Genomic DNA, 24,901 nt, shown 5'->3' on the forward strand with positions numbered 1-24,901 from the left:
TCTTCATTTCTGTCGAGACGTCGCAGCCGGGATAATGGCCGGGTCAATACCGGAGAACCGTTTCATGTCCGCAGATCGCTACATGCGCGAGGCCCTCGAGCTGGCCCGCGCCAATATCCAGGCCGGCGGCCGCCCGTTCGGCGCCGTGCTGGTCTACCAGGGGCAGGTGATCGCCCGCGCCGTCAACGAGATCCACAGCACCCAGGACCCGACCAGCCACGCCGAGATGCAGGCCATCCGCCAGGCTGCCCAGGTCCTTGGCCGGCCACGCCTGGAGGGCGCCGAGATCTATGCCAGCGGCCACCCGTGCCCGATGTGCCTGGCAGCCATGCACCTGTGTGGCATCGAGCGAGCCTGGTTCGCCTACGACAACGACGAAGGCGAGCCCTATGGCCTGTCCACCGCCCCGGTGTATGCGCAGATGGCCCGCCCGCCGCAGCAGCAGAGCCTGCCCCTGCGCCCGCTGAAACCCACGGGTGAGAGCGGCCTGTACCGTGAATGGCAGCAGGCCAGCCAAGGATGAGGGGCGCGCTGAACCTGTTGCTGGTGGTGCTGCTGGCGCTGAACCTGCGGCCGATCCTCACCAGCATCGGCCCTTTGCTCGAACCCATGCGCCAGGGCACCGGCCTGGGTTACCAGCAGGCGGCGTTGCTGACCGCGCTGCCGGTGCTGTGCATGGGCCTGATCCCGTTGTTGCAACCCTGGCTGCGCCGCTGGCTGAGCGAGCATGGCGGCATGCTCGCGGGGCTTGCGGCCATTGCCCTGGCCTGCCTGTGGCGCCTGCAGCTGGACAGCGCCTGGGCGTTGATCGCCAGCGCCGTGGTTGCCGGCTTGGGCGTTGCCGTGGTGCAGGGCATGATGCCGGGGCTGGTCAACCGCTGGTTCCCCAACCGCCTGGCGGCGAGCATGGGGCTGTATTCGGCGGCGTTGATGAGCGGTGGTGGTTTGGCCGCGGTGCTCGGCCCTGGGATTGCCGCACACTTCGGCCATTGGCAGTTCGGCCTGGGCCTCTGGGCACTGCCGGCGCTGCTGGCAATGGCGGCCTGGGTACTGCTGCGTCCGCGCCAGCACACGCCAAGCCTGGCCGCCGGTAGTGGCGGGCACTGGTTCGGCAACCGCAGGGCCTGGCTGCTGGCGTTGTACTTCGGGCTGATCAATGGCGGCTATACCAGCATGGTGGCGTGGCTGCCGGCCTATCACCTGGAGCACGGCGGCACGGCACAGGGGGGCGGCGAGTTGGTCGGCCTGATGACCATCTTCCAGGTCTGCGGTGCCCTGGGCCTGCCATTGCTGCTGCGGCGCCTGGTCGATCGCCGGCCCGGCCTGTGGCTGGCCTTGCTGATCCAGCTCGGGGGCTTCCTCGGCCTGCTGCTGGCGCCGGCCAGCGCCATGGGCCTGTGGGTGGCAATGATCGGCCTGGGTCTGGGGGCCTGTTTCAGCCTCAGCCTGACGCTGACCCTGGAGCACCTGCGCAGCCCCGGCGAAGCCGGCAGCCTGGCGGCATTCGTCCAGGGCGTGGGCTTCATCGTCACCGGCATCGTGCCGTACATCACAGGCTGGCTGCGCGATGTCAGCGGCGACTTCCAGGCCTCCTGGACCCTGCTGGCCTGCACCGTGCTGGCGATGTTGCTGGTAACCGCGTGCTTTGCGCCGCAGGGCTACGCCAGGGCGATTGCGCGTGGCCGGCAGCCCGCTGAAGCGCTGGTCAACTGAGGCGCTGCAGGGTGTCGGCGACGCGGTCCAGCGCCGGGTCGATATCCAGCAGCTCGATGGCGCCAAAGCCCAGCAGCAGCCCCGGCCGCACCGGGGCTTCGCTGAAGAACGGCGCGAGGGAGTAGAGGCCCACCTCCACCTTGCGCGCCAGGCTGATCAGCAACTCGACATCCACCCCCGGCTTGGCCAGCGCGCTCAGGTGGAAGCCGGCGCTGGTCGGTACCGCGTCGAACCACGGCGCCAGGTCGCCGCCCAGCCGCGCCAGGATCCGCTCGCGGCGTGCGCTGTACACCTCGTGGCAACGGCGGATGTGCTTGTTCAGGTGGCCTTCGGCGAGGAACCGCGCCAGCGCCCATTGCTGCAGGGTCGGGCTGTGCCAGTCGCTCAGGTGCTTGGCCACGCAGGCGGCCTGCAGCACGGCGGGCGGCAGCACCGCGTAGCCCAGGCGCAGTTCGGACAGCAGAGTCTTGGAGAACGTCCCGACATACGCCACCAGGCCATGCCGGTCCATGCGTTGCAGGGCCTCTGCGGCCGGCCCCTGGTAGCGGAACTCGCAGTCGTAGTCATCCTCGATGATCAGCGCGCCAAGCTCGGCGGCCCGCGCCAGCAGCGCCTCGCGCCGTGGCGCGGCCATGGGCATGCCCAGCGGGAACTGGTGCGAGGGGGTCACGTAGATCAGCCGGGTGCCATCCTCGATCTGCTCCACGCACAATCCCTGGTCGTCCACCGGCACTGACTGCAGGCGCGCACCCAACGCCTGGAACAACTGCCGGGCCGGTGGGTAGCCCGGGTCTTCCATGGCCACCTTGCAGCCGGGCTCGACCAGCACCCGGGCGATCAGGTCCAGGGCCTGCTGGGCGCCGTTGCACACCAGCACATCGCTGGGCGCGCACTGGATGCCGCGGGTGAAGGCGATGTGATGGGTGATGGCCTCGCGCAGTTCGGGCAGCCCCTGGGCGGAAAACTGCCGCTCGGGGTGCCGCTGGCTGCGGCGCAGGGCGTAGTTCATGCAACTGCGCCACTGATCGTAGGGAAACTGCGATTTGCTCGAGGCGCCGCCGATGAAGTCATAGCGCGAAGGCGCGTCCAGCGCCCGCTGGGCCAGTACCGTGGCGCGCTGGCGCCAGCCTTCGAGGGTGTCGGCGGCGGCCAGTGGGATGTGCTCGCTGTCGCCCTGGCGCAAGGTGTGGCGTGGGGTGATGAAGGTGCCGCGGCCAACCACGCCGCTGAGCAGGTTGTCGTAGGTCAGGCGCGAATAGGCTTCGGCCACGGTCTTGCGCGAGACCCCCAGCTGTTCGGCCAGCAGGCGGGTGGGCGGCAGTTGCGTGCCAGCGGCAAGGTGGCCGCTGTCGATGCCGGCGCGCAGTTGCCGGTAGAGCTGCTCGGCAAGGCCTTTGCGGCCTTCGAGGCGGATGTGCAGTTCCATCGTGGGAAGGGTCCGAAGCGCAGGGATGTAGAAGCTTCGGGGTTTATCAGCAAAGCCGCAAGGGCCGCAGGCGCGAGCCAGCCTCGCGCCTGCAGGCAGCGGGTGTTCACAGGCGGGCGGTACTGATGGTGATGTAGCCTTTTGCGGGCAGCGCGATGCGGATCACCGTTTCGTCGTCGCAGGCCTTGCGTTTCTGCTTGATGCATACGCCATCCACCGTGGCCTCGCGCATGCGGGCGGGGATGGCGCGGCCCTTGGCGTCGAAGAAGGCCTCGCTGGCGAGCAGCTCGACGCGCTCGATCAGTTGGCGGGTGTGCTCGTCGGTGGCGCAGAAGAAGCGCACACCGGACAGGTGCGGGTTGTCATCGGGGTTGCTGACTTCATGGGCCAGCAACTGGCGCAGGGTATGGCGCAGTTCGCGGGTAGGGCGGTCGTGTGTGGGCATGGCATGGCCTCGTCTGGATGGGGTTGGCCGCGCCGGGGCGGCCGTAACGTCTCCAGGTCGGATGATGTTTCGCCGCGGATGTGGCAACAATCAAGAAGCGTCCTTGCTTTCGGTAGGAGGGTTCCGAAAATACAGGCAGGAGGTTGAACATCGCCTTGATCCGCGTCAGCTCCAGCACCTGTTGCCGAGGCCGTTGATGCCCAGTCAGACGAGCTACAGCGTTGCAGTGCGCTTGGCATCGAGCGCCGCCTCGACGATCTCGACCCAGTGCCGCACCGGTGTTCGCCCGGCGCTTGCAAGGTGCACCTGGCAACCGATGTTGGCCGTGGCAATGACCTGTGGGCTGCCGCTCTCCAGTGCATGGATACGCTCATCGCGCAGTTGCCGCGCCAGCGTCGGCTGGGTCAGCGAGTAGGTGCCGGCCGAGCCGCAGCACAGGTGGCCATCGGGCACCGGGGTGAGATGAAAGCCCAGGCGCGTCAGCAGGCCTTCTACCGCGCCGCCGAGCTTGAGGGCGTGCTGCAGGGTACACGGGCAGTGGAAGGCCAGGCGCTGCTCGGCGCACAGCCCCAGGTGTTCGAGCGGCTCGGCCTGCAGCACCTGCACCAGGTCCCGGGACAGCGCGCTGACCTTGGCGGCCTTGGCGGCGTAACGCGGGTCGCCTTCGAGCAGGTGGCCATAGTCGCGCACGAATGCGCCGCAGCCGCTGGCAGTCTGCACGATGGCCTCGGCGCCGGCCTCGATGGCCGGCCACCAGGCGTCGATGTTGTGTCGGGCACGCTCCAGGCCGCGCGCCTGGGCATCCAGGTGGTAGTCCACGGCGCCGCAGCAACCGGCCTCGGCTATCGGTTCGACACTGATGCCGAGGCGGTCGAGCAGGCGTGCGGTGGCGGCGTTGGTATTGGGTGAGAGCGCCTGCTGCACGCAACCTTCAAGCAGCAACACGCGGCGAGCGTGCCTTGCTGACGGGCGCTGGCCGGCGGCGGCGATCGGCGGCGGCAGCTTGGCCTTGAGGTTGGCCGCAAGCAGGGGGCGCAAGGCAAGGCCGCTGTGCAGCAGGGCCCTGAACAGCGCCGGCCTCGGCACTACCGCACGCAAGCCACTGCGCAGCAGGCGCTGGGCCAAAGGCCGCGGTACCTGGCGGTCGACCACGGCGCGGCCGATGTCGAGCAGGTTATGGTACTGCACCCCGGAGGGGCAACTGGTCTCGCAATTGCGACAGCTCAGGCAACGGTCCAGGTGCGTCTGGGTGCTGGCGCTGACCGGTTCGCCTTCGAGCACCTGCTTGATCAGGTAGATACGCCCACGTGGGCCGTCCAGCTCGTCGCCGAGCAGCTGGTAAGTTGGGCAGGTGGCGGTGCAGAAGCCGCAATGTACGCAAGACCGCAGGATGCGCTCGGCCTCGTCGGCGCGGGCCAGGTGGCGGGCGGAATCACTCAGTCGGGTTTGCATGCCGTGGCCTCACAAGTGTGCATACAGGCGGCCAGGGTTGAAGATGCCCTGGGGGTCGAGTTGGCGCTTCAGCGCCTGGTGGTAGCGCAGCGTCATCGGGTCCAGTGGCGCACTGCTGTCGTCGCCGGGCGCGTAGGCGGTGGCATGGCCGCCGGCCTCGGCCACCAGGGCGCGCAGGGTGGCCGCCGGCGCCTCGGACTTGAGCCAGCGCTGGGCGCCGCCCCAGTCGATCAACTGCTGCCCGGGCAGCTCGAGCACGCCGCAGGTGATGGGCAGGGACAGCCGCCACAGCGTGGCCGGCGCGCTGAAGAACGCCAGGCGTTGCTCGCGCAGGTCGCTCCAGTAGCGCGGGTCGAATACTTCGCCGCCCAGGCGCTCGCGGGCCGAGCGCACCGAGCCTTCGCCGCCCTCCAGGCGCAGGTGCAGCGCCTCGCCGTCGTGACTGGCGCCGCTGATCGGCAATGGCTGCTGGCCCCATTCGGCCAACCTGGCCAGCGCCTGGCGGGCATCCATTTCCAGGCGCAGGCCCAGGCACTGGCGCGGCCTGGGCAGCACCTTCAACGAAACCTCGGTGAGCAGCCCCAGGCAGCCGAAGCTGCCCACCATCAGCCGCGATACGTCGAAGCCGGCGACATTCTTCATCACCTCGCCGCCAAAGCGCAGGTGCTTGCCGTGGCCGGTGATCAGCCGGGTGCCCAGTACATAGTCGCGCACCGCGCCTGCCCAGGGCCGGCGCGGCCCCGAAAGCCCGGCGGAGACCATGCCGCCCAGCGTCGCCTCGGGCCCCAGGTGCGGCGGCTCGCAAGGCAGCCTCTGCCCGGCCTCACGCAGCGTCGCCTCGATCTCGCGCAGCGGCGTGCCGGCGCGGGCGGTGAGCACCAGTTCGGTAGGGTCATAGCTGACGATACCGCGGTGCCCACGGGTATCGACCAGCTCGCCGGTCACCGGGCGGCCAAGCATGGCCTTGCTGTTGCCGCCCTGGATGCGCAGCGCGGTGCCCTGGCGCAACGCCTGGCTGACCTGCTCCAGCAGCTGCTGGCTGAGATCCGTGCCCATCAGAAACGCTCCAGGTCAGGGAAGGGCAACTGCCCATGGTGCACATGCAGCGCGCCGAACTCGGCGCAGCGCTGCAGGGTGGGGATGTTCTTGCCGGGGTTGAGCAAGCCCCGTGGGTCGAAGGCGGCCTTGACCGCGTGGAACAGGGTGATCTCGTCGCTGTTGAACTGGGCGCACATCTGGTTGATCTTCTCCCGGCCCACGCCGTGCTCGCCGGTGATGCTGCCGCCCACCGCCACGCACAACTCGAGGATCCGGCCACCGAGGGCTTCGGCGCGTTCCAGCTCGTCTGGCAGGTTGGCGTCGAACAGGATCAGCGGGTGCATGTTGCCGTCGCCGGCATGGAACACGTTGGCGACCCGCAGGCCGTATGTCTCGGACAGTTGGCTGATGCCAGCGAGCACCCGCGGCAGCTCGCGCCGCGGGATGGTGCCGTCCATGCAGTAGTAGTCCGGCGAAATGCGCCCCACCGCCGGGAAGGCGTTCTTGCGCCCGGCCCAGAAGCGCACGCGCTCGGCTTCGTCGCAGGCCTGGCGCACCTCGCGGGCACCGGCCTGGCGCAACACGGCATCGACGCGGGCGCAGTCGTCGTGCACATCGGCCTCGACCCCGTCCAGTTCGCACAGCAGGATCGCCGCCGCGTCCACCGGGTAGCCGGCGTGGATGAAGGCCTCGGCCGCTCGGATCGCCAGGTTGTCCATCATCTCCAGGCCTGCCGGGATGATCCCGGCGGCGATGATATCGGCCACCGCGCGCCCGGCGTCCTCGACGCTGGCGAAGCTGGCCAGCAGCACCCGCGCTACCTGTGGCCTGGGCAGCAGCTTGACGGTGACCTCGGTGACGATGCCGAGCATGCCTTCGGAGCCGGTGAACAGCGCCAGCAGGTCGAAGCCGGGGCTGTCCAGGGCGTCACTGCCGAGGGTCATGCGCTCGCCCTCGACGGTGAGGATCTCCACTTTCAGGAGGTTGTGCACGGTCAGCCCGTACTTCAGGCAGTGCACGCCGCCGGCATTCTCGGCGACATTGCCGCCGATCGAGCAGGCTATCTGCGAGGAAGGATCCGGCGCGTAGTACAAACCGTGGGGCGCCGCCGACTGGGAAATCGCCAGGTTGCGCACGCCAGGCTGGACCCTGGCGAAACGACCCTGCGGGTTGACTTCGAGGATGCGGTTGAAGCGCGCCATCACCAGCAGGATGCCCTGGCTCAGCGGCAACGCGCCGCCCGACAGGCCGGTGCCGGCACCGCGTGCTACCACCGGCACGCCGCGCTGGTGGCAGAGCCGCAGCAGCGCCTGCACCTGCTCCAGCCGCTCGGGCAGTGCCACCAGCAGGGGCAGGGTGCGGTAGGCCGAGAGGCCGTCGCATTCATAGGGCTTGAGGTCTTCACTGCGGTGCAGGATGTCCAGGTCGGGCAGGGCCTCGCGCAGGGCGGCCAGCAGCGCCGGCTTGTCCACGAGCGGCAGCGGGCCGTCGACACGTTCGTCGTAGAGGATGTTCATGGGCGCTCCTGCACAGTGGCCTATTGCGCCAGTTGCCTGATCATCGCCACCGTCAGGTACAGGCGCGGCGCCACGCTGGCGATCTCCATGTACTCGTCGTCGCCATGCAGGCCGGCGCCGACCACGCCCAGGGTCTCCAGCACTGCGGGCTTGTCGCTGTCGGGCACGTAGGCATAGCCGGCGTCGGTGCCGAAGCGCATGGCGATGGGCTGCAGTTGCCGGTCGATCTTGCTGTAGAGCTGCCGCGCAGTCTGTGCAAGCTGCGTGGAGGCGTCGTTCTTCGCCAGTGGCGGACGGCCTTTTTCCATGACCAGCTCGACCTGGGTATCGGCGACCAACTGCTTCTTGATGATCTGCAAGGCATCCTCCTGCACCCGCTCGGTCTCGCTCAGGTCGGAATAACGCATGTCGGCCTCGGCGCTGGCCTGGGCAGGGATGATGTTGGCCTTCTCTCCGGCCTTGGCCAGGGTCCAGTTGACGGTGGTGCCCTTGTCCTTGTCGCCGAGGGCATTCAATTGCAGCAACTGGTGCGCCAGCTCGATCAGCGCGTTGCGCCCGGCCTCCGGCGCGGAGCCAGCGTGGGAGGCGCGGCCGTTCACCGTGAGTTTCAGGCGGTTGATGCCGTTGGTGGCGACGGTCACCGCGTCCTTGTCCGGTGGCTCGTAGGAAAAGACGAAGTCATGCTTGCGCGCCAGCTCGGCGATAAGCTGCCTGGAGCCGGCCGAGCCCATTTCCTCATCCGGGTTGAACAGCACGGTGAGGGTGCGATAGCCCTTGTATTGCTGGTCCTGCAGCAGCTTCAGCGCATGCAGGATCATCGCCACGCCGCCCTTGGCATCGGCCACGCCAGGGCCATAGGCGCGCTCGCCTTCGATACGGAATGGGCGCTTGGCCACGGTACCGGGGCCGAACACCGTGTCGTAGTGGACCATCAGCAGGAAGTCCTTGTCGCCGGCGCCCTTGAATGTGCCGACGATGTTGTCGCCCACCGACGGCGTGGCCGGTTGGGTGGTGACCTTGGCGCCGAGGGCCGCGAGGCGTTTCACCAGCTCGGCACCAACCTGTTTCAGGCCCGCCTCGGTACCGGTGCCGGTGTCTACCGAAACCAGGGACTTGAGGGTTTCCAGGTAGTGCGGCTGTTCGGCCTGGGCCTGGCTGTACAGCTCCTGGGGCGTGGGTTCGGCGGCCTGGGCGGTGGCGCAGGTGAGGGCGAGGGCCAGAGTGCAAAGTCGCAGATGCATGGGCAGGGTCTCGTTGTCATGAACCCTTCAGCGTAGACCCTACCCGATGAATGGCCGCCCGAGCCGTGGTGTCTACAGACCGTAACGATGCGCCAGACGCTGGTTTGACAACTGCCCGGCCAGGCCCAGGCGGGCACCTTCAAAGGTTTCGTAGCGCTCGAACTCATGCAGCGACGGGATCGAGATCAACCGCTGCGCATCGAAGTCCTGCAGCGCCGCCTCGACCAGGTCCTGCGCCGTCATCACGATAGCCGGGTCGAGGTTTTCCACCGGCAGCCCGCCGATGGCCCAGAAGTCCGTGGCGGTGGCGCCAGGCAACACGGCCTGGACCTGAACACCACTGCCGGCCAGCTCCTTGTGCAGCGACTGGCTGAAGGCGGTGACATAGGCTTTGCTCGCGCCATACACGCCATTCAGCAGTTCGGGCGCCAGGCTCACCACCGACGAGATGTTGATCACCGCGCCGCGCCCACGGGTGACGAAACCGGGTACCGCCGCGTAGGTCAGGCGGGTGAGGGCAGTGACGTTGAGGGCGATCATCCGGCTCATCTGCTCCACGTCGCTGTCCAGCAGCGGGGTGTGGGTGCCGACCCCGGCATTGTTGACCAGCAGGTCGATGCTGGCATCCTCGCGCAGGCGCGCTTCGATGGATGCCAGGTCCCGTGCATCGGCCAGGTCCGCCGGCAGTACCTCGACGCTGCGGCCGGTCAGGGTGGTGAGGCGCTCAGCCTGCGCGTTGAGACGTTCGCGGTTGCGCGCCACCAGGATCAGGTCGTGGCCACGGCGGGCCAGCTGTTCGGCGTACACAGCACCGATGCCGGTGGATGCGCCAGTGATGAGTGCGGTGCCTTTCGAGCTCATGGTTGTGACTCCGTGGGTTGGGGTGAGGCCATGATGCTAGGCTTTGCCGTTGGCGCAAATGACGCATATAGTACGTATTCGAGACATGCTCCGGAGTGTACCCATGCATCGGGTCGGTTATCTGTTGTGCGAAGGTTTCCAGGTGATGGCGCTGGCCTCGCAGTCGGTGTTCGAGTTCGCCAACCTGCTGGCCGGGCGGCCGGTCTACGCCTTGGGCAACTTCAGTGTCGCTGGTGGCCCGCTGCGTTCGTCGCTGGGCCTGGTGCTCGACACCCAGGCGGTAGGGTCGCCGAGCCATGCCGATACCTGGCTGGTGGCGGGCACCTTGTCGCCCGTCGATTTACCGCCTACACCCGAGTCGGTCGCGCTGGTGCGGCGCCTCGGCGGCCAGGCCCGGCGCACGGCGGGTATCTGCACCGGGGCTTTCATACTGGCGCAGGCCGGCCTGCTCGACGGGCGCCGCGCCACCACCCACTGGGCCTTTGCCCGTGAGTTCCGCGAGATGTTCCCGCGCATCCAGCTGGAGGAAGACCGCATCTTCATCGCCGATGGCAACCTGTGGACCTCGGCCGGCATGACCGCTTGCATCGACATGGCCCTGGGCATGGTCGAGCAGGACCTGGGCGCCGAGATCGCCCGGGGCGTGGCCCATCGCCTGGTGATGCACCAGCGCCGTTCGGGCGGGCAATCGCAACATTCACAGCTGTTGGCCATGGCGCCGCGCTCGGACCGTATCCAGGCGGCGCTGGAGCATGTGCGCGGGCACCTGGGGCAGCCCCTGACCGTCGAAACGCTGGCCGAGGTGGCGCACCTGAGCCCGCGTCAGTTCAGTCGCGTGTTCAGCGCCGAGACCGGTGAATCGCCGGCCAAGGCCATCGAGCGCCTGCGCCTGGAGGCGGCGCGGCTGCTGATCGAACAGAGCCGCCACAGCCTTGATGTGGTAGCTCGCGAGACCGGCTTCCGCGATCGTCGGCATCTGCGCGAGGCGTTCCTGCGCGGCTTCGGCATCCCGCCGCAGGCCGTTCGCCGCGATGCGCGGCGCCTGGACAGCGAGGTGCCGGCATGAAGAAGCTCGTGCGCATGGACGACCTGCAGGTGTTCGTCAGTACCGTGGCAACCGGCAGTTTCTCTGCGGCGGCGCGCCAGCTGGACATCTCGCCGGCCCTGGCCAGCGGCGCCGTGCAGCGCCTGGAACGCAGCCTGGGGTTCCGCCTGCTGGTGCGTTCGACCCGGCGCCTGCGCCTGTCGGATGAAGGCCAGCGCTACCTGCCCCACGCGCGGCAGGTGCTCGAGGCACTGGTAGAGGGTGAAATGGCCCTGGAGCAAGGGCGCGAAGAGATCGGCGGGGTGCTGCGCCTGTCGATGCCCTCGGACCTGGGACGCAATGTGCTGCTGCCCTGGCTCGACGAGTTCCAGCTGCAGCACCCTGGCATCAGCCTGCAATTGCGCCTGAGCGACCAAGTGGCGGACATGGTGGGGGATCGCCTGGATGCCAGTATCCGCTACGGCCAGTTGGCCGATTCGGGACTGGTGGCGCTGCCTTTGGCCCCGGACAACCGCCGCACGCTATGCGCCGCGCCGAGCTACATCGCTCGCCATGGCGCGCCGCGCACCCCGGAGGAGCTGGCCGGGCACAATTGCCTGCGCTATGTGATGGGCGAACAGACCCACGAACGTTGGGGTTTTCACCTGCCGGACGGGGTCAGGACGGTGAGCGTTTCGGGCGACCGCACCAGTGACGACGCCGATGTGGTCCGCCGCTGGGCGGTGGCGGGGTTGGGGATCGTCTACAAGTCGCGGCTGGATGTGCTGGCCGATGTGCGGGCCGGGCGGCTGGTGGAGCTGTTCCCATCGCAATGCGGCCAGGCGGCGCCGCTGCAACTGGTGTGCGTGCACCGTCAGGCGGTGTCGCCGGCGATCCAGCGGTTGCGGAGCTACCTGGGGGAGAAGTTTGCCGAGTTGGGTTAGCTGAGTAATCTGCAGGAGCGGCGTAGCGCCGCTGCCTGGCCCCTCGGAAATCTAGAAACCTTCCAGTACAACCTTGCCCTTTGCCTTGCCGCTTTCGATCAACTCGTGGGCGCGGCGCAGGTTGGCCGCGTTGATCGCGCCGAAATGCTCGCCCAGCGTGGTCTTGATCACGCCTTCATCGACCAGCCCGGCGATTCGCTCCAGCAGTTCGTGCTGCTTGATCATGTCGGCGGTCTGGTACAGCGAACGGGTGAACATCAGCTCCCAGTGCAACGATAGCGACTTGCGCTTGAGCGGCACCACATCGAGGCTGGCAGGGTCGTCGATCAGTGCCAGGCGGCCTTGTGGGCGCAGCACCTCGACCAACTGCGCGAAGTGGCGGTCGGTGTGGGTCAGGCTGATCACCAGGTCCACCTGGCCAATACCCACGGCGTCCAGCTGGGGTGCCAGCGGCTGGTTGTGATCGATCACCTGGTGGGCGCCGAGTTGACGTACCCAGGCCTGGGTCTCGGGGCGCGAGGCGGTGCCGATCACGGTGAGGTTGGTGAGCTTGCGCGCCAGTTGGGTGAGGATCGAACCCACGCCACCGCCGGCGCCGACGATCAGCAGGCTTTGCCCTTCGCCGCCGCCTTCGTGCACGCCCAGGCGGTCGAACAGCAGCTCCCAGGCGGTGATCGAGGTCAGCGGCAGGGCGGCGGCGCTGGCATTGTCCAGGCTGCGCGGCTTGTGGCCGACGATGCGCTCATCGACCAGGTGCAGTTCGCTGTAGCTGCCGGGGCGGTCGATGGCACCGGCATAGAAGACCTCGTCGCCCGGCTGGAACAGGGTCACCTGTTCGCCGATGGCGCGCACCACGCCGACCGCGTCCCAGCCCAGCACCTTGGGTTGGCCGGTGCTCCCGCTGCCGGCGCGGACCTTGGTGTCGACCGGGTTGACCGCGATGGCGCGGACCTCCACCAGCAGATCGCGTGGGCCGGGGGCAGGCGCGGGCAGGTCGCTGTCGTAGAGCGAGGCCGGGTCGGTCAGTGGCAGGCCGTGTTGGGTGAAGACGATGGCTTTCATGGCATCAGGGTCCCTGAGTGGTAGGTAGGGCAACCTTAGCCTGCAAGATTTATCGCAAAAACATCGTAATCACAGGAACAGTTTCAGCATTTTCTTGAAAATGTAGCGGCCATGCTGGTCAGAACCAGCGATCGTTGCGTTTGCGCCCGCGGGTCAGCGCCGGCAGGATGAGCCCCGCCAGCAGCCCGGCGCCGGCGATGCTGCCGCCATACACCATGTAGCGCATCATCACCTGCTTGTTCTCGTCACCCAGGCGTGCCTGGGTATCGCGCAGGCTCGACTGGCTCTGTTCGAGCTGCTCGTTGAGTGCCTTGTTGCGGGTTTCCAGCTCGTCGATCAGCGCCTTGCGCGAGTCGAGGGTCTCCTGCATGCCCTGCACGCGGTTCTTCCAGCTGTCGTCGATGGTCTTGAGCTGGCCGGACAGTTCGGCCACCTGGGCGTCGAGCTGCGGCAGGCGCTCGCTCTGGCCGGGTACGGCCTGCAAGTCGCTGGTGAGGATCCACACCAGGTCGCCGCTCTGCCCGCGTACCTGGCTGTAGTTGCCCTGGCTTGTGACCAAAGTGACCTTCTGCCCGGACTTGAGCGTGCCGACGATGCGATGGCCATCGGTAGGGCCGCTGCGTACGTAAGTGGCCAGGCTGTCACTGACCCAACGCGCATCAGTGGCCGGCTCTTCGGCGTGGGCCGGGGCGGCGAGGGCGATCAGGGCGGCGATCAGGCCACCGCGCAGGGCGGTGAGGGCAGGGGAAGCGGGTTGGATGTCTGGCATGCTGGTCTTCGCTGAAACAGGACGAATGAAGGCCCGATGACTGGGCCGGCGATCCGGTCGGGTGGATTGACCGTCAGCGAAAGACCGTTTTTTTGTGGGCAGGTTCACCGCCTGCCGCAGGAAATATCTGCAAAATATTGCGAAAAATCAGGAGTTACTGGCTGCTGTGGGCGCCAGTTCGCCGGCGAAAGGGCCGCAAAGCGGCCCCCAGTGCCCTCAGGCCACTACTTCATAGCACGGCACATACGCCGCCCCACCGGGCAACTTCATGCGGTGCTGGTCGACGAACGCCTGCAGCAGGCGCCCGAGCGGGTCGAGGATCGCTGCATCGCCGCGGATCTGGTACGGCCCGTGCTCCTCGATCAGGCGGATGCCCTTGTCCTTGACGTTGCCGGCAACCACCCCCGAGAACGCCCGGCGCAGGTTGGCCGCCAGCTCGTGGGGCGGCAGGTCGCGGCGCAGGGCCAGGTTGGCCATGTTCTCGTGGGTCGGGTCGAACGGGCGCTGGAAGCCTTCGTCGATCTTCAGCAGCCAGTTGAAGTGGAAGGCGTCGTTGCGCTCGCGGCGGAATTGCTTGACTGCCTTGAGCCCCTCGACCATCTGCCGGGCCACTTCGGCCGGGTCGTCGATGATGATCTGGTAGTGGCGTTGCGCCGCCTCGCCGAGGGTGGCGCCGACGAAGGCATGCAACTGCAGCAGGAACGGCTCGGCGCTGCGCGGCCCGGTGAGCACCACCGGGAACGGCAGACCCTGGTTGTCCGGGTGCATGAGGATGCCGAGCAGGTAAAGGAACTCCTCGGCGGTACCGGCGCCGCCGGGGAAGATGATGATGCCGTGGCCGACACGCACGAAGGCTTCAAGACGCTTCTCGATGTCCGGCAGGATCACCAGCTCGTTGACGATCGGGTTGGGCGCCTCGGCGGCGATGATGCCCGGCTCGGTCAGGCCCAGGTAGCGGCTGCCGTGCATGCGCTGCTTGGCATGGGCGATGGTGGCGCCCTTCATCGGCCCTTTCATCACGCCCGGGCCGCAGCCGGTGCAGACGTCCAGCTTGCGCAGGCCCAGCTCGTGGCCGACCTTCTTGGTGTACTGGTATTCCTCGGTGCTGATCGAGTGGCCGCCCCAGCACACCACCATCTTCGGCTCGACACCGGGGCGCAGGGTGCGGGCGTTGCGCAGCAGGTGGAAGACGTAGTCGGTGATGCCTTGCGAACTTTCCAGGTCGATGCGCTGGCTGGCCAGTTCACTCTCGGTGTAGACGATGTCGCGCAGGGCGCTGAACAGCATCTCGCGGGTACTGGCGATCATCTCGCCATCGACGAAGGCGTCGGCCGGGGCGTTGAGCAGTTCCAGGCGCACGCCGCGGTCCTGCTGGTGGATGCGTACCTCAAAGTCCTTGTAGGCCTCGAGGATGGTCTTGGCATTGTCGACATGGGCGCCGGTGTTGAGGATGGCCAGGGCGCACTGGCGGAACAGGGTGTAGAGGCTGCCGGTACCGACTTCGCTCAGTTGCTGGACTTCACGTTGCGACAGCGTCTCCAGGCTGCCCTTGGGGCTGACGGAGGCGTTGATGACATTGCGTTGGGGCATCTGGTCTTTCCTGTGCGGGTAAAACATCCTTCTTTGACAACACCATACAAGCAAATGTGCGTGGCAACGAGGGGCAGTGGAAAATCATTGCTGTGTGTCGATGAGCTATGCCCTCGAAGCGTGCCATTCCCCTCGCGTTTGTCTGCGTTGTACATCAGGCCAGTTCTTGCTCAACGAGAAGCCCGCGGAGTGAGGAGTGCCTGACGGTGCAATCGATGCCACACGCTTTCAAGGATGCGCGTACTTCCTCGAGCTCCTCATCCGATGCATTGGGATGCACGCGCACCTCGTGGATGATCTTGGCGAGCGGGTAGGCGAGAACATAACCCTTGCCTTTGCGGCGAATGACGTGATGACTCTGAGCCCGCGCCTCTGGTGACATGCACGAGGTGATCTCGTCGCACTCGTGAGAGAGAACTCCGCCTACCCTTACTTCGTTACGTGGCTCGAAGCCGGTCAGGACCGAATAAGCGAGCAGGTTGAACTCCACACGGAATTCTTTCTCATGCTCGAATCGCCCATTCTTGAAGCGGAACGGTTGTTGGTTGGCCTGCAGCTTGAGCTGGTCACTGTAAGTCAACTCATAGAATTCGGTGGTTTGATTCAACGGTTTGGGCAGTGCGAATTCCAGCGCCAGGTCGGTGCTGAAGATGATGACACCGTCTGTACCATACTCTTTCCACATCTCGGGTGATTCCTCATCGGAGCAATACCAGCAGCTCAGGTAAGTGGTTTCACGCCCGACATTCTTGCTACCGAGCATCATGTCGTCGACTTTTTCCATCAGTTCCTCCTCGCAACCAGCTTCATTACGCAGGAGCCTGGAAAGGTAGCGGTGGTCGTAGTCGCCTTCGTGCGGGTCCGACTGATCGCAGGCGGCGCTTACATAGATGCCATTGTCTTCAAGCAGGTACTCGAATTTGCTTCTGGTCAGGTAACGCATTACAGGTTTGTGGGGGAGCATGTTGCAGTTCCTTGTGGCTGGTGGAATGAAAGCGAAGGGAGCTACTTTTCAGCGGTTGAACACATGTTTCAGGTAGGTCACGAAGTTCTCGTCCCGGCACTGGGTCTTGCCCGGGCTGTCGGAAATCTTCGCCACTGGTGCGCCGTTGCAGGCGGTCATCTTGATCACGATGTTCATCGGCGTGACGCCGGGGATGTCGCAGGTCAGGTTGGTGCCGATACCGAAGCTGACGTTGATCCGCCCGTGCAGGGCGCGGTAGAGGGTCAGCATCTTCTCGAAGTCCAGCCCGTCGGAGAAAATCAGGGTCTTGCCCTTCGGGTCCATACCCAGCCGTTCATAGTGGGCGATGGCTTTCTCGGCCCAGGCCAGCGGCTCGCCCGAGTCATGGCGCAGACCATCGAAGAGCTTGGCGAAGTACAGGTCGAAGTCCTTCATGAACGCGTCCATGCCGATGCAGTCGGTCAGGGCGATGCCCAGCTGGCCACGGTACTCGCGCACCCAGCACTCGAGGGCTGCGGCCTGGCTGTCCACCAGGCGCGGGCCGAGTTGCTGGTGGGCCATGAACCATTCGTGGGCCATGGTGCCGATAGGCTTGACCTGGTACTCGCGGGCCAGGTGCACGTTGCTGGTGCCGACGAAGCGCCCGGGGAAATCGCGCTTGAGGATGTGCACCACCTCTTCCTGCACCCGGTAGGAGAAACGCCGGCGGGTGCCGAAGTCGGCCAGCTGCAGGCCGGCCAGCTCGTCGCCGCTGGCTTCGGCCTTGAGCCAGTCGAGCTTCTGGTAGAGGCGCTCGCCGACCTGTTCGATCACCACCTCGCGGTAGCGATAACGGTTGCGTACTTCACTGATGATCGCCAGCAGCGGGATCTCGAACAGGATCACGTGCAACCAGGGGCCGCGCAGGCGGATCGCCAGCTGCCCGGCGTCGTCCAGGCCCACCTGCACATAACGCAGGTTGAAGCGGAACAGGCTGAGGAAGCGGATGAAGTCTGGCTTGATGAACGGAATCTTTTCCAGGTAGGCCAACTGGTCGTGGGTGATCGACACGTCGGCCAACTGCTCGACCTGGTAGCGGATCTCGGCGAGGTAGGGCGCCAGGTCCTCGTTGTTGCGGCAGCGGAACTCCCATTCCACCTCGGCGTTGGGGTAGTTGTGCAGCACCGCCTGCATCATGGTGATCTTGTAGAAGTCGGTGTCCAGCAGGTTCTGGATGATCCGTGGGCCGAAAACGCTGTCGCTCATGGGCGATCCTCCTTGAGGGCGGTGAGCCGATCGTCGAGGGCCTGTTCGTCGCCGCACAAGTGGATGCCGGCATTGGCCATTGCAGTGCAGGCAGCCTGTGCGCCCTCAGCGCTCAGTGCGCGGCAGGCCGGCAGGTACAACAACACCTCGAAACCGGCGCGGCGCAGTTGCAGGGCGGTGGTGCGCACGCAGTAGTCCAGCGCCAGGCCGCCAACGATGATCGCCTGTACCTGTTGCACCTTGAGGAACTCGATGACACCGGTGGAGCGGCGTTCGGCCAGGTCGTGGTAGCAGGCGCCGTAGGGGTGCAGGTCGGGTTCGACACCTTTCCAGACAAAGTAGTCGTAGTCGATGGGAGCGGGCAGGCCGGGGAGCAGTTCGAAGCCGGGCGTGCCGGGGACGCAGTGGCTGACCCAGGTCAGGTCGGCGTTGGCCAGGGCCAGGGGTTGCAGCATCTTTGCGGATTCGGCGACCACCCAGGCGGCGTTTGCCGGGTGGGCGTCCTTGCTGCCCAGACGCAGTGAGGCGCGTCGGGCCATGGCGTTGAGCGCGGGGGCGATCAGGTGGCCGTCGGGAACGGGCAGCTCATGCGGGGCATTGGGGGTGAAGCCGTTCTGCGCATCGACGTCGAAGCTGGCAATGTTCATTTGGAGGCCTCCTCTCGCTTGGGTGGCCATATATTTCACCTGGTGAATTAAGTATGTCAAGCCATATCCTCCACAAAATTTTATGCTTGACCAACTTAATTGACCTGGTGGAATATTTGCGTATTTGAAAATGGAGTGCCATCTTGAGCAGCGCAGAAGTCCTGGCCAGCGTGGATATCGTCGCCCTGCGCCTGACGCCTGAAAGCCAGCGCCTGCAGGTCTTGCTGCACCAGCGCCAACGCATGCCCTACAAGGGCCAGTGGGCCTTGCCGGGCGTCATCGTCAATGGCAGTACTGCGGACAACAACCTGGATGCTGCCGCCTGCCGGGCCCTTGCGGAAAAGGCCAAGGTGTACCCACGCCACCTGGAGCAGGTCGGCACCGAGGGCAATGGGACCCGCGATCCTCGGGGGTGGACCTTGAGCACCTACTATCTGGCGTTGCTCGATCCTGCGGTCGTGGTGGCGGATCCGCAGATTGCCTTTTTCGATCTGCAAGGCGTCCTGGACAATGAGCCACCATTGCCGTTCGACCATCGCCTGCTGGTCGAGCGCGCGTATGAGCGGCTGGCGGCCAAGACCGTGTACACCAACCTGCCGTTGTATCTGGCACCCGAGCGGTTCACCGTGCTGGAAGCCCTGGCAGCAGTTCAGGCGTGCCTGGGGCAACCGGTGAACAACACCTCGCTGCGCAAACGCCTGGAGCGCATGCGGAGCGAAGGTTGGGTGCAAGACACCGGAGAGAAGAACCAGCCCAGGTTGGGACGGCCACAGCAACTGTATCGGCATACCCCGCAGGGGAACGGGGCGTTCATGTTCGACCGGAGCCTGCTGGCGGGAGGATAGTCAGGACAGGCCGCAATCGCGTCACGGCCACTTCCTGCTGTTGTCGAGTAGCGACTATCCTTGCCCCCATGACCAACCTGCCTCCCTTGCGCCACCCATGCCCGCCAGGCGCCTGCGACTGCGGCCGCGAACGTCTGGCCGACGGCCCCGAGCGGCGCATCCTGCTGCTCACCCGCGAGGAGGAAAAGCGCCTGGTCGAGCGCCTGGAGAACCTCAGGGATCTTGAAGACCTGCAGCGCCTGCAGTCACGCCTCTACGAGCAGCTCGGCATCCGCGTGCACATCGCCCCGGGCTTCAACGAAGTACGCACCATGCGCGGCATCGCCATCGAACTGGAGCCCCAGCCGGGCCTGTGCCGCAAGACGCGCCAAGCCATCCCCGCGGCGATCCGCCGGGGGCTCGAGCGCAACCCGCAAGTGGCCTTCCGCCTGCTCGACGCCCACGACCTGCTGCGCGACGCCTGAGCCTCAGCGCATCGCCGCCAGCTTGATGCCGAAGCCGACCAGGCAGGCGCCGGCCAGGCGTTCGAGCAGGTTGGCGATGCGCGGGCTGGCGCGCATGCGCTCGGCCAGTCGGTGGGTAAGGAACACCGCGATCAGGCCGTAGAGCAAGGTAAGCCCGGCCACGGTCAGCGCCATGAAGGCGAAGGTGACCACGCCCTGGTGGCGCACCGGGTCGATGAACAACGGGAAGAACGCCATGTAGAACATGATCGCCTTGGGGTTGAGCAGGGTGATCATCATGGTCTGGCGCAGGTAGCGGCCGCTGGCCATGCGGCTTTCGCGCGGGGCGCCGCCGGGCTTGCTCAGCACCATGCGCAGGCCGAGCCAGGCCAGGTAGGCGGCGCCGGCCCACTGCACTACGTGGAAGGCGGTGGGGTAGGTGGCCAGCAGGGTGGCCACGCCGGCCACCGCCAGCCACATCAGCACCTGGTCGCCGAGGATCACCCCGAAGGTGGCGGCCAGCCCGCCCTTGATGCCGCCCTTGCCGGTGGCGGTGATCAGGGCGAAGTTGCCGGGCCCGGGGATCGCCAGGAGGATGAGGAACGCGATCACGAAAGCGCCGTAGTCGGTCACGCCGAGCATGGGGATTCTCCTGGTGGGGGTGGGCAGGCAGACTTCGATATATGCCATCATTCGCCGCGTTTGCAAAGCCACGACGTTCCAGGGAGGTGAAGATGGCGTTCAGTGCGGATGAGCGGGCGGTGCTGCTGGCGGTCAAGGGCGTGGGCCCGACCGTGGTGCAGCGCCTTGAACAACTGGGGTATGGCTCGTTGGCACGGCTGGCCGAAGCCGATGCCTTGCAGATCGTCACCGAGGCTGCCGGGCTGGTGGGCAGCAGTTGCTGGAAGAACAGCCCCCAGGCACGAGGGGCGATACAGGCGGCGATTGCCCGGGCCAGGGAGCATGTCCCGCAGGGCGCGTGCCCCGCCAGCGGCGCATAAAAAAGCCCCGAAGACCAAGGCCTTCGGGGCAAACGGTTGGGGGAGGAACCAACCAAAGGAGCCTTCACATCAGGGGGTGGTCAGCGCGAGCTGGCCACCACATCGGGTTGCCAGCCGCCGCCAAGCGCCTTGTAGATCGCGACGATGCCGCTGTACAGCTCGACCTCGCCCTGGGCCTGGGCGTCTTCGGCGCTCAGGCGCTCGCGCTCGGCGTCGAGCAGCACCAGATAGTCCACCGTGCCTTCGCGGTAGCGCACCGAAGCCAGGTCCGCCGCCTTGCGGCTGGCGTCGCTCTGGCGCATCAGCGCCAGCAGGCGCTGCTGGCGCTTGCCGTAGTCGCTGAAGGCGTTGGAGGACTCTTCCAGGGCCAGCAGCACTTGCTGTTCGTAGTTGGCCAACGCCCCTTCGGCATCGGCCTTGGCGCCACGCAGGCGGGCACGCACGCTGCCCAGGTCGAACGCTGCCCAGGTGATGCTCGGGCCCAGCGCCCAGGCGTTGGCCGCCGAGGAGCCGATCTGCGAACCGCGGGCGGCGGTGAAGCCGAGGAAACCACTGAGGCTGACCCGCGGGAACAGGTCGGCGGTGGCCACGCCGACGTTGGCCGTGGCCGCAGCCAGCTGGCGCTCGGCGCTGCGGATGTCCGGGCGGCGGCGCAGCAGCTCGCCGGGGTCGCCCACCGGCAAGGCCTTGGCGATGGCCGGCAGGGCCTTGGGCGACAGGTCCACGGCCATCGCGTCAGGGCGCTGGCCGAGCAGGGTGGCGATGCGGTTCTTCGCCCGTACCTGTTCGGCCTGCAATTGCGGCACGGTGGCTTCGACACCCGCCAGGCGGGCGTCAGCGCGCACCACGTCGAGTTCGTTGCCGACCCCGGTGTCGCGCAGGGTCACGGTGATGTCCCGCGACTGCTGCTGGGTCTTCAGGTTGGCCACGGCGATCTGCTCGCGCAGTTGCGCGCCACGCAATTGACCGTAGGCGTCGACCAGCTCGGCGATCAGGCTGACCTGCAGTTGCTGCAGGTCGGCCTCGGCCGCCGCTTCCTGGGCTTCGCTGGCCTCGATCTGGCGCTGGATGCGGCCGAACAGGTCAAGCTCCCAGGCCATGTCCAGGCCCAGGTCATAGCGTTCGCTGTTGACCCGGCGCTCGGTCTGGCCAGGGACCTGGCCCTTGCCCAGGTCGCTGCTGGCGCGGCTGGTGACCACGGGGATCTGGTCGTTGGACACGTCCTCGCGAATCGACCGCGCCGCTTTCAGGCGGGCGAAGGCCACGCGCAGGTCGCGGTTGCCGTCCAGCGATGCCTGCACCAGCTGGTTCAGCACCGGGTCGTCGAACTGTTTCCACCACACGCTCTCGAAGCGGCTGCGGTCATAGGCTTTGGCTTCAAGGCCGGCGTCCAGCTTGGCCGGTTCGGTCAGCGGGGCCTTGTAGTCCGGGCCCACCGCGCAGGCCGCCAGGGCCAGTGCCAGCAGGCTCGGGGTCAGGGGTTTGAACAACTTCATGCATGGTTCTCCAGTGCCACGGCGTGCTCGGCCTTGCGGGCCTGGCGACGCTCGACGAAACGGCGGATCAGGAAGAAGAACACCGGGGTCAGGAACAGGCCGAACACGGTCACCCCGATCATCCCCGAGAACACCGCCACACCCATGGCGTGACGCATCTCGGCACCGGCGCCGGAGGAGAACACCAGCGGCACCACACCCATGATGAAGGCGATCGAGGTCATCAGGATCGGCCGCAGACGCAGGCGGCAGGCTTCCAGTACCGCAGCCAGCGGGTCGAGGCCCTTGGCCTGTTCATCCTTGGCGAACTCGACGATCAGGATCGCGTTCTTGCACGCCAGGCCCACCAGTACGATCAGGCCGATCTGGGTGAAGATGTTGTTGTCGCCACCGGAGATGATCACCCCGGTGATGGCCGACAGCAGGGTCATCGGCACGATCAGGATCACCGCCAGCGGCAGGCTCCAGCTTTCGTACTGGGCGGCCAGCACCAGGAAGGCCAGCAGCACGCACAGCGGGAACACGAACAGCGCGGTGTTGCCCGAGAGGATCTGCTGGTAGGTCAGGTCGGTCCACTCGAAGGTCATGCCGTTGGGCAGTTCCTCCTTGAGCAGCTTCTCGATCGCAGCCTCGGCCTGGCCGGAGCTGTAGCCGGGGGCTGCGGCACCGTTGATCTCGGCGGTGATGAAGCCGTTGTAGTGCATCACGCGGTCAGGCCCCGAGGTGTCGCTGACCTTGAGGAAGGTCGCCAGCGGGATCATCTCGCCCAGGTTGTTGCGCACCTTCAGCTGGCCGATCTGTTCGGCGTCGAGGCGGAACTGCTGCTCGGCCTGGACGTTGACCTGGTAGGTACGGCCAAAGCGGTTGAAGTCGTTGGTGTACAGCGAGCCCAGGTAGACCTGCAGGGTGTCGAAGATGTCGTTGATCGCCACGCCATGGGTCTTGGCCTTTTCCCGGTCGATGGCGGCATCGACCTGCGGCACGTTGACCTGGTAGCTGGTGAACAGGCCCGCCAGTTCCGGCACGTTGTGGCTCTTGGCGATGATGTTCTGGGTTTCCTTGTACAGCGCTTCGTAGCCCAGGTTGCCGCGGTCCTCGATCTGCAGGCGGAAGCCGCCGATGGTGCCCAGGCCTTGTACCGGCGGAGGCGGGAAGATCGCGATGTAGGCGTCCTGGATATCGGCGAACTGGGCGTTCAGCGCGGCCGCGATGGCTGCCGCCGACTGGCTCGGGTCCTTGCGCTCGTCGAACGGCTTGAGCGGGGTGAACACGATGCCGCTGTTCGGACTGTTGGTGAAACCGTTGATCGACAGGCCCGGGAAGGCCACCGAGTCGGCCACGCCCGGCTGCTTGAGGGCGATCTCGCTCATCTTCTTGATCACCGCCTCGGTGCGGTCGAGGCTGGCGGCGTCAGGCAACTGGGCGAAGGCCACCAGGTACTGCTTGTCCTGGGACGGCACGAAGCCGGTCGGGGTGGACGAGAAGCCCAGGTAGGTCAGGCCCATCAGGCCGGCATACACGAACAGGGCGATACCACTGGAGCGGATGACCCGGCGCACGCCGCCGACGTAGCCATGGCTGGCGCGGTCGAAGAAGCGGTTGAACGGGGCGAACAGCCAGCTGCCCAGCAGTTTTTCCAGGAACCGCGAGAAACGGTCCTTGGGCGCGTGGTGGTCCTTGAGCAGCACGGCGGCCAGGGCCGGCGACAGGGTCAGCGAGTTGAACGCCGAGATCACGGTGGAGATGGCGATGGTCAGGGCGAACTGTTTGTAGAACTGACCGGTAAGGCCCGAGATGAACGCCGCCGGCACGAACACGGCGCACAGCACCAGCGCTGTGGCGATGATCGGCCCGGTCACTTCGCTCATGGCCTTTTGCGTGGCCTTGAGCGGTTTCAGGCCCAGCCCGATGTTGCGTTCGACGTTCTCCACCACGACGATGGCGTCGTCCACCACGATACCGATGGCCAGCACCAGGCCGAACAGCGATAGCGCGTTGAGCGAGAAGCCGAACAGGTGCATCACCGCGAAGGTACCGATCAGCGACACCGGCACGGCCAGCAGCGGGATGATCGAGGCGCGCCAGGTCTGCAGGAACAGGATGACGACCAGCACCACCAGGATCAGCGCTTCGAACAGGGTGTGCACCACCGCCTCGATGGAGCCGCGGACGAACACTGTCGGGTCATAGACGATGCTGTAGTCCATGCCTTCGGGGAAGTCCTTCTTCAGCTCGGCCATCTTCGCCCGTACTTCGTCGGAGATCTCGATGGCGTTGGAGCCCGGGCGCTGGAAGATCGGGATGGCCACGGCCGGCTGGTTGTTCAGCAGCGAGCGCAGGGCGTACTGGCTGGAGCCGAGTTCGACCCGGGCGATGTCCTTCAGGCGGGTGATCTCGCCGTTGGCGCCGGCACGGATGATGATGTTCTCGAACTCTTCCTCGTTGACCAGGCGGCCCTGGGTGTTGATCGACAGCTGGAAGCTGGTCGAGCCGGGGGCGGGCGGGGCGCCGAGCTGGCCGGCGGCGACCTGGCGGTTCTGCTCGCGGATCGCGGCCACCACGTCGCTGGCGGTCAGGTTGCGCGAGGCGGTCTTGTTCGGATCGAGCCACACGCGCAGCGAGTAGTCGCCCATGCCGAACAGCTGCACGTCGCCCACGCCGCCCAGGCGCGCCAGCTCATCCTTGATGTTGAGGATGGCGTAGTTGGACAGGTAGAGCATGTCGTAGCGGTTGTCCGGCGAGGTCAGGTGCACGACCATGGTCAGGTCGGGCGAGGCCTTGTCGACGGTGATACCGATACGGGTCACTTCTTCCGGCAGCTTGGGCTGGGTGCGGGTGACGCGGTTCTGCACCTGTACCTGGGCGTTGTCCAGGTCGGTGCCCAGGGCGAAGGTGATGGTCAGGGTCAGCTTGCCGTCGGCGGTGGACTGCGAGGACATGTACAGCATGTTCTCGACACCGGTGATGGCTTGCTCAAGCGGCGCGGCGACGGTTTCGCCGATCACCTTGGGGTTGGCGCCGGGGAAGTTGGCGCGCACCACCACGGTGGGCGGCACCACTTCGGGGTATTCGCTGATCGGCAGCTGGAACAGCGAGATCGAACCCGCGATCAGCAGCACCAGCGACAGCACCGCGGCGAAGATCGGCCGGGTAATGAAGAATTTCGAAAAGTTCATCG

23 protein-coding genes are annotated in these 24,901 nt (G+C 66.5%); 7 read left to right on the top strand and 16 right to left on the bottom strand.

Going from position 1 to position 24,901, the window contains the following annotated elements; all coding sequences use genetic code 11:
• Positions 1-64: 64 nt before the first annotated feature.
• Together ACODS9_RS00555 and ACODS9_RS00560 are read left to right on the top strand one after the other, a co-directional pair.
• Positions 65-523, top strand: coding sequence for a nucleoside deaminase (locus tag ACODS9_RS00555; protein ID WP_401105174.1), 459 nt, complete (start codon positions 65-67; stop codon positions 521-523).
• Entirely contained in the window at positions 520-1,713 is a 1,194-nt protein-coding gene (locus ACODS9_RS00560) for a cyanate transporter (RefSeq protein WP_401105176.1), read from the top strand. The genes ACODS9_RS00555 and ACODS9_RS00560 overlap by 4 nt, the downstream gene beginning before the upstream one ends.
• Here the strand turns inward: ACODS9_RS00560 and pdxR are convergent.
• The 7 genes from pdxR to ACODS9_RS00595 all read right to left on the bottom strand — a co-directional run bounded on the left by pdxR (position 1,706) and on the right by ACODS9_RS00595 (position 9,693).
• Entirely contained in the window at positions 1,706-3,139 is a 1,434-nt protein-coding gene (pdxR, locus tag ACODS9_RS00565; protein ID WP_214501551.1) for a MocR-like pyridoxine biosynthesis transcription factor PdxR, read from the bottom strand. The genes ACODS9_RS00560 and pdxR overlap by 8 nt on opposite strands.
• A gap of 106 nt (positions 3,140-3,245) precedes the next feature.
• Positions 3,246-3,584, bottom strand: a complete 339-nt coding sequence (locus ACODS9_RS00570) for a hypothetical protein (protein ID WP_046855914.1) — start codon at positions 3,582-3,584, stop codon at positions 3,246-3,248.
• A 213-nt stretch (positions 3,585-3,797) separates the two neighbouring features.
• The gene (gene glcF / locus ACODS9_RS00575; RefSeq protein ID WP_401105179.1) at positions 3,798-5,036 is read right to left on the bottom strand and encodes a glycolate oxidase subunit GlcF; all 1,239 of its coding nucleotides are present in this window, start codon (positions 5,034-5,036) and stop codon (positions 3,798-3,800) included.
• Positions 5,037-5,045: 9 nt separating this feature from the next.
• A complete protein-coding gene (gene glcE, locus ACODS9_RS00580) occupies positions 5,046-6,092 on the bottom strand; it encodes a glycolate oxidase subunit GlcE (RefSeq protein ID WP_401105181.1) in 1,047 nt (348 codons plus the stop codon).
• Positions 6,092-7,591, bottom strand: coding sequence for a glycolate oxidase subunit GlcD (gene glcD / locus ACODS9_RS00585; protein ID WP_489092991.1), 1,500 nt, complete (start codon positions 7,589-7,591; stop codon positions 6,092-6,094). The genes glcE and glcD overlap by 1 nt, the downstream gene beginning before the upstream one ends.
• Before the next feature lie 20 nt (positions 7,592-7,611).
• Positions 7,612-8,832, bottom strand: coding sequence for a M20/M25/M40 family metallo-hydrolase (locus ACODS9_RS00590; protein WP_489092992.1), 1,221 nt, complete (start codon positions 8,830-8,832; stop codon positions 7,612-7,614).
• Between the two features lie 72 nt (positions 8,833-8,904).
• Positions 8,905-9,693 (bottom strand): SDR family NAD(P)-dependent oxidoreductase, encoded by a 789-nt coding sequence (locus tag ACODS9_RS00595; RefSeq protein ID WP_489092993.1) that lies wholly within the window; start codon positions 9,691-9,693, stop codon positions 8,905-8,907.
• 103 nt (positions 9,694-9,796) lie between these two features.
• Between ACODS9_RS00595 and ACODS9_RS00600 the strand changes: the two genes are divergently transcribed.
• Together ACODS9_RS00600 and ACODS9_RS00605 are read left to right on the top strand one after the other, a co-directional pair.
• A complete protein-coding gene (locus ACODS9_RS00600) occupies positions 9,797-10,759 on the top strand; it encodes a GlxA family transcriptional regulator (RefSeq protein ID WP_139670826.1) in 963 nt (320 codons plus the stop codon).
• A complete protein-coding gene (locus ACODS9_RS00605; RefSeq protein WP_489092994.1) occupies positions 10,756-11,661 on the top strand; it encodes a LysR family transcriptional regulator in 906 nt (301 codons plus the stop codon). The genes ACODS9_RS00600 and ACODS9_RS00605 overlap by 4 nt, the downstream gene beginning before the upstream one ends.
• 51 nt (positions 11,662-11,712) lie before the next feature.
• Here the strand turns inward: ACODS9_RS00605 and ACODS9_RS00610 are convergent, their stop codons facing one another.
• The 6 genes from ACODS9_RS00610 to ACODS9_RS00635 all read right to left on the bottom strand — a co-directional run bounded on the left by ACODS9_RS00610 (position 11,713) and on the right by ACODS9_RS00635 (position 17,938).
• Positions 11,713-12,723 (bottom strand): zinc-binding alcohol dehydrogenase family protein, encoded by a 1,011-nt coding sequence (locus tag ACODS9_RS00610; protein WP_489092995.1) that lies wholly within the window; start codon positions 12,721-12,723, stop codon positions 11,713-11,715.
• Positions 12,724-12,841: 118 nt separating this feature from the next.
• Complete coding sequence (locus ACODS9_RS00615; protein WP_367856142.1) at positions 12,842-13,492, bottom strand: TIGR04211 family SH3 domain-containing protein; 651 nt, start codon at positions 13,490-13,492, stop codon at positions 12,842-12,844.
• Between the two features lie 216 nt (positions 13,493-13,708).
• Positions 13,709-15,082, bottom strand: a complete 1,374-nt coding sequence (gene ppnN, locus ACODS9_RS00620; RefSeq protein WP_046855903.1) for a nucleotide 5'-monophosphate nucleosidase PpnN — start codon at positions 15,080-15,082, stop codon at positions 13,709-13,711.
• 154 nt (positions 15,083-15,236) lie between these two features.
• Complete coding sequence (locus ACODS9_RS00625) at positions 15,237-16,046, bottom strand: hypothetical protein (protein WP_489092996.1); 810 nt, start codon at positions 16,044-16,046, stop codon at positions 15,237-15,239.
• Between the two features lie 48 nt (positions 16,047-16,094).
• On the bottom strand, positions 16,095-17,291 hold the full coding sequence (pncB, locus tag ACODS9_RS00630) for a nicotinate phosphoribosyltransferase (protein ID WP_489092997.1): 1,197 nt from the start codon (positions 17,289-17,291) through the stop codon (positions 16,095-16,097).
• Entirely contained in the window at positions 17,288-17,938 is a 651-nt protein-coding gene (locus ACODS9_RS00635; protein ID WP_489092998.1) for a nicotinamidase, read from the bottom strand. The genes pncB and ACODS9_RS00635 overlap by 4 nt, the downstream gene beginning before the upstream one ends.
• 143 nt (positions 17,939-18,081) lie before the next feature.
• Here ACODS9_RS00635 and ACODS9_RS00640 point away from each other — a divergent pair, with 143 nt between their 5' ends.
• Both ACODS9_RS00640 and ACODS9_RS00645 read left to right on the top strand, forming a co-directional pair.
• Complete coding sequence (locus tag ACODS9_RS00640; RefSeq protein WP_489092999.1) at positions 18,082-18,783, top strand: NUDIX hydrolase; 702 nt, start codon at positions 18,082-18,084, stop codon at positions 18,781-18,783.
• Between the two features lie 68 nt (positions 18,784-18,851).
• Positions 18,852-19,247 (top strand): hypothetical protein, encoded by a 396-nt coding sequence (locus tag ACODS9_RS00645; protein WP_489093000.1) that lies wholly within the window; start codon positions 18,852-18,854, stop codon positions 19,245-19,247.
• A gap of 3 nt (positions 19,248-19,250) precedes the next feature.
• Here the strand turns inward: ACODS9_RS00645 and ACODS9_RS00650 are convergent, their stop codons facing one another.
• Positions 19,251-19,868, bottom strand: coding sequence for a LysE family transporter (locus tag ACODS9_RS00650; protein WP_038705946.1), 618 nt, complete (start codon positions 19,866-19,868; stop codon positions 19,251-19,253).
• Positions 19,869-19,960: 92 nt separating this feature from the next.
• Here ACODS9_RS00650 and ACODS9_RS00655 point away from each other — a divergent pair, with 92 nt between their 5' ends.
• A complete protein-coding gene (locus ACODS9_RS00655) occupies positions 19,961-20,227 on the top strand; it encodes a Pathogenicity locus (protein ID WP_046855896.1) in 267 nt (88 codons plus the stop codon).
• A gap of 80 nt (positions 20,228-20,307) precedes the next feature.
• Here the strand turns inward: ACODS9_RS00655 and ACODS9_RS00660 are convergent, their stop codons facing one another.
• Both ACODS9_RS00660 and ACODS9_RS00665 read right to left on the bottom strand, forming a co-directional pair.
• A complete protein-coding gene (locus ACODS9_RS00660; RefSeq protein ID WP_489093001.1) occupies positions 20,308-21,723 on the bottom strand; it encodes an efflux transporter outer membrane subunit in 1,416 nt (471 codons plus the stop codon).
• On the bottom strand, positions 21,720-24,899 hold the full coding sequence (locus ACODS9_RS00665) for an efflux RND transporter permease subunit (protein ID WP_489093002.1): 3,180 nt from the start codon (positions 24,897-24,899) through the stop codon (positions 21,720-21,722). Before ACODS9_RS00665 ends, ACODS9_RS00660 begins: the two co-directional genes overlap by 4 nt.
• Between the last annotated feature and the right edge of the window lie 2 nt (positions 24,900-24,901).

This window comes from Pseudomonas sp. FG36 (assembly GCF_057809275.1).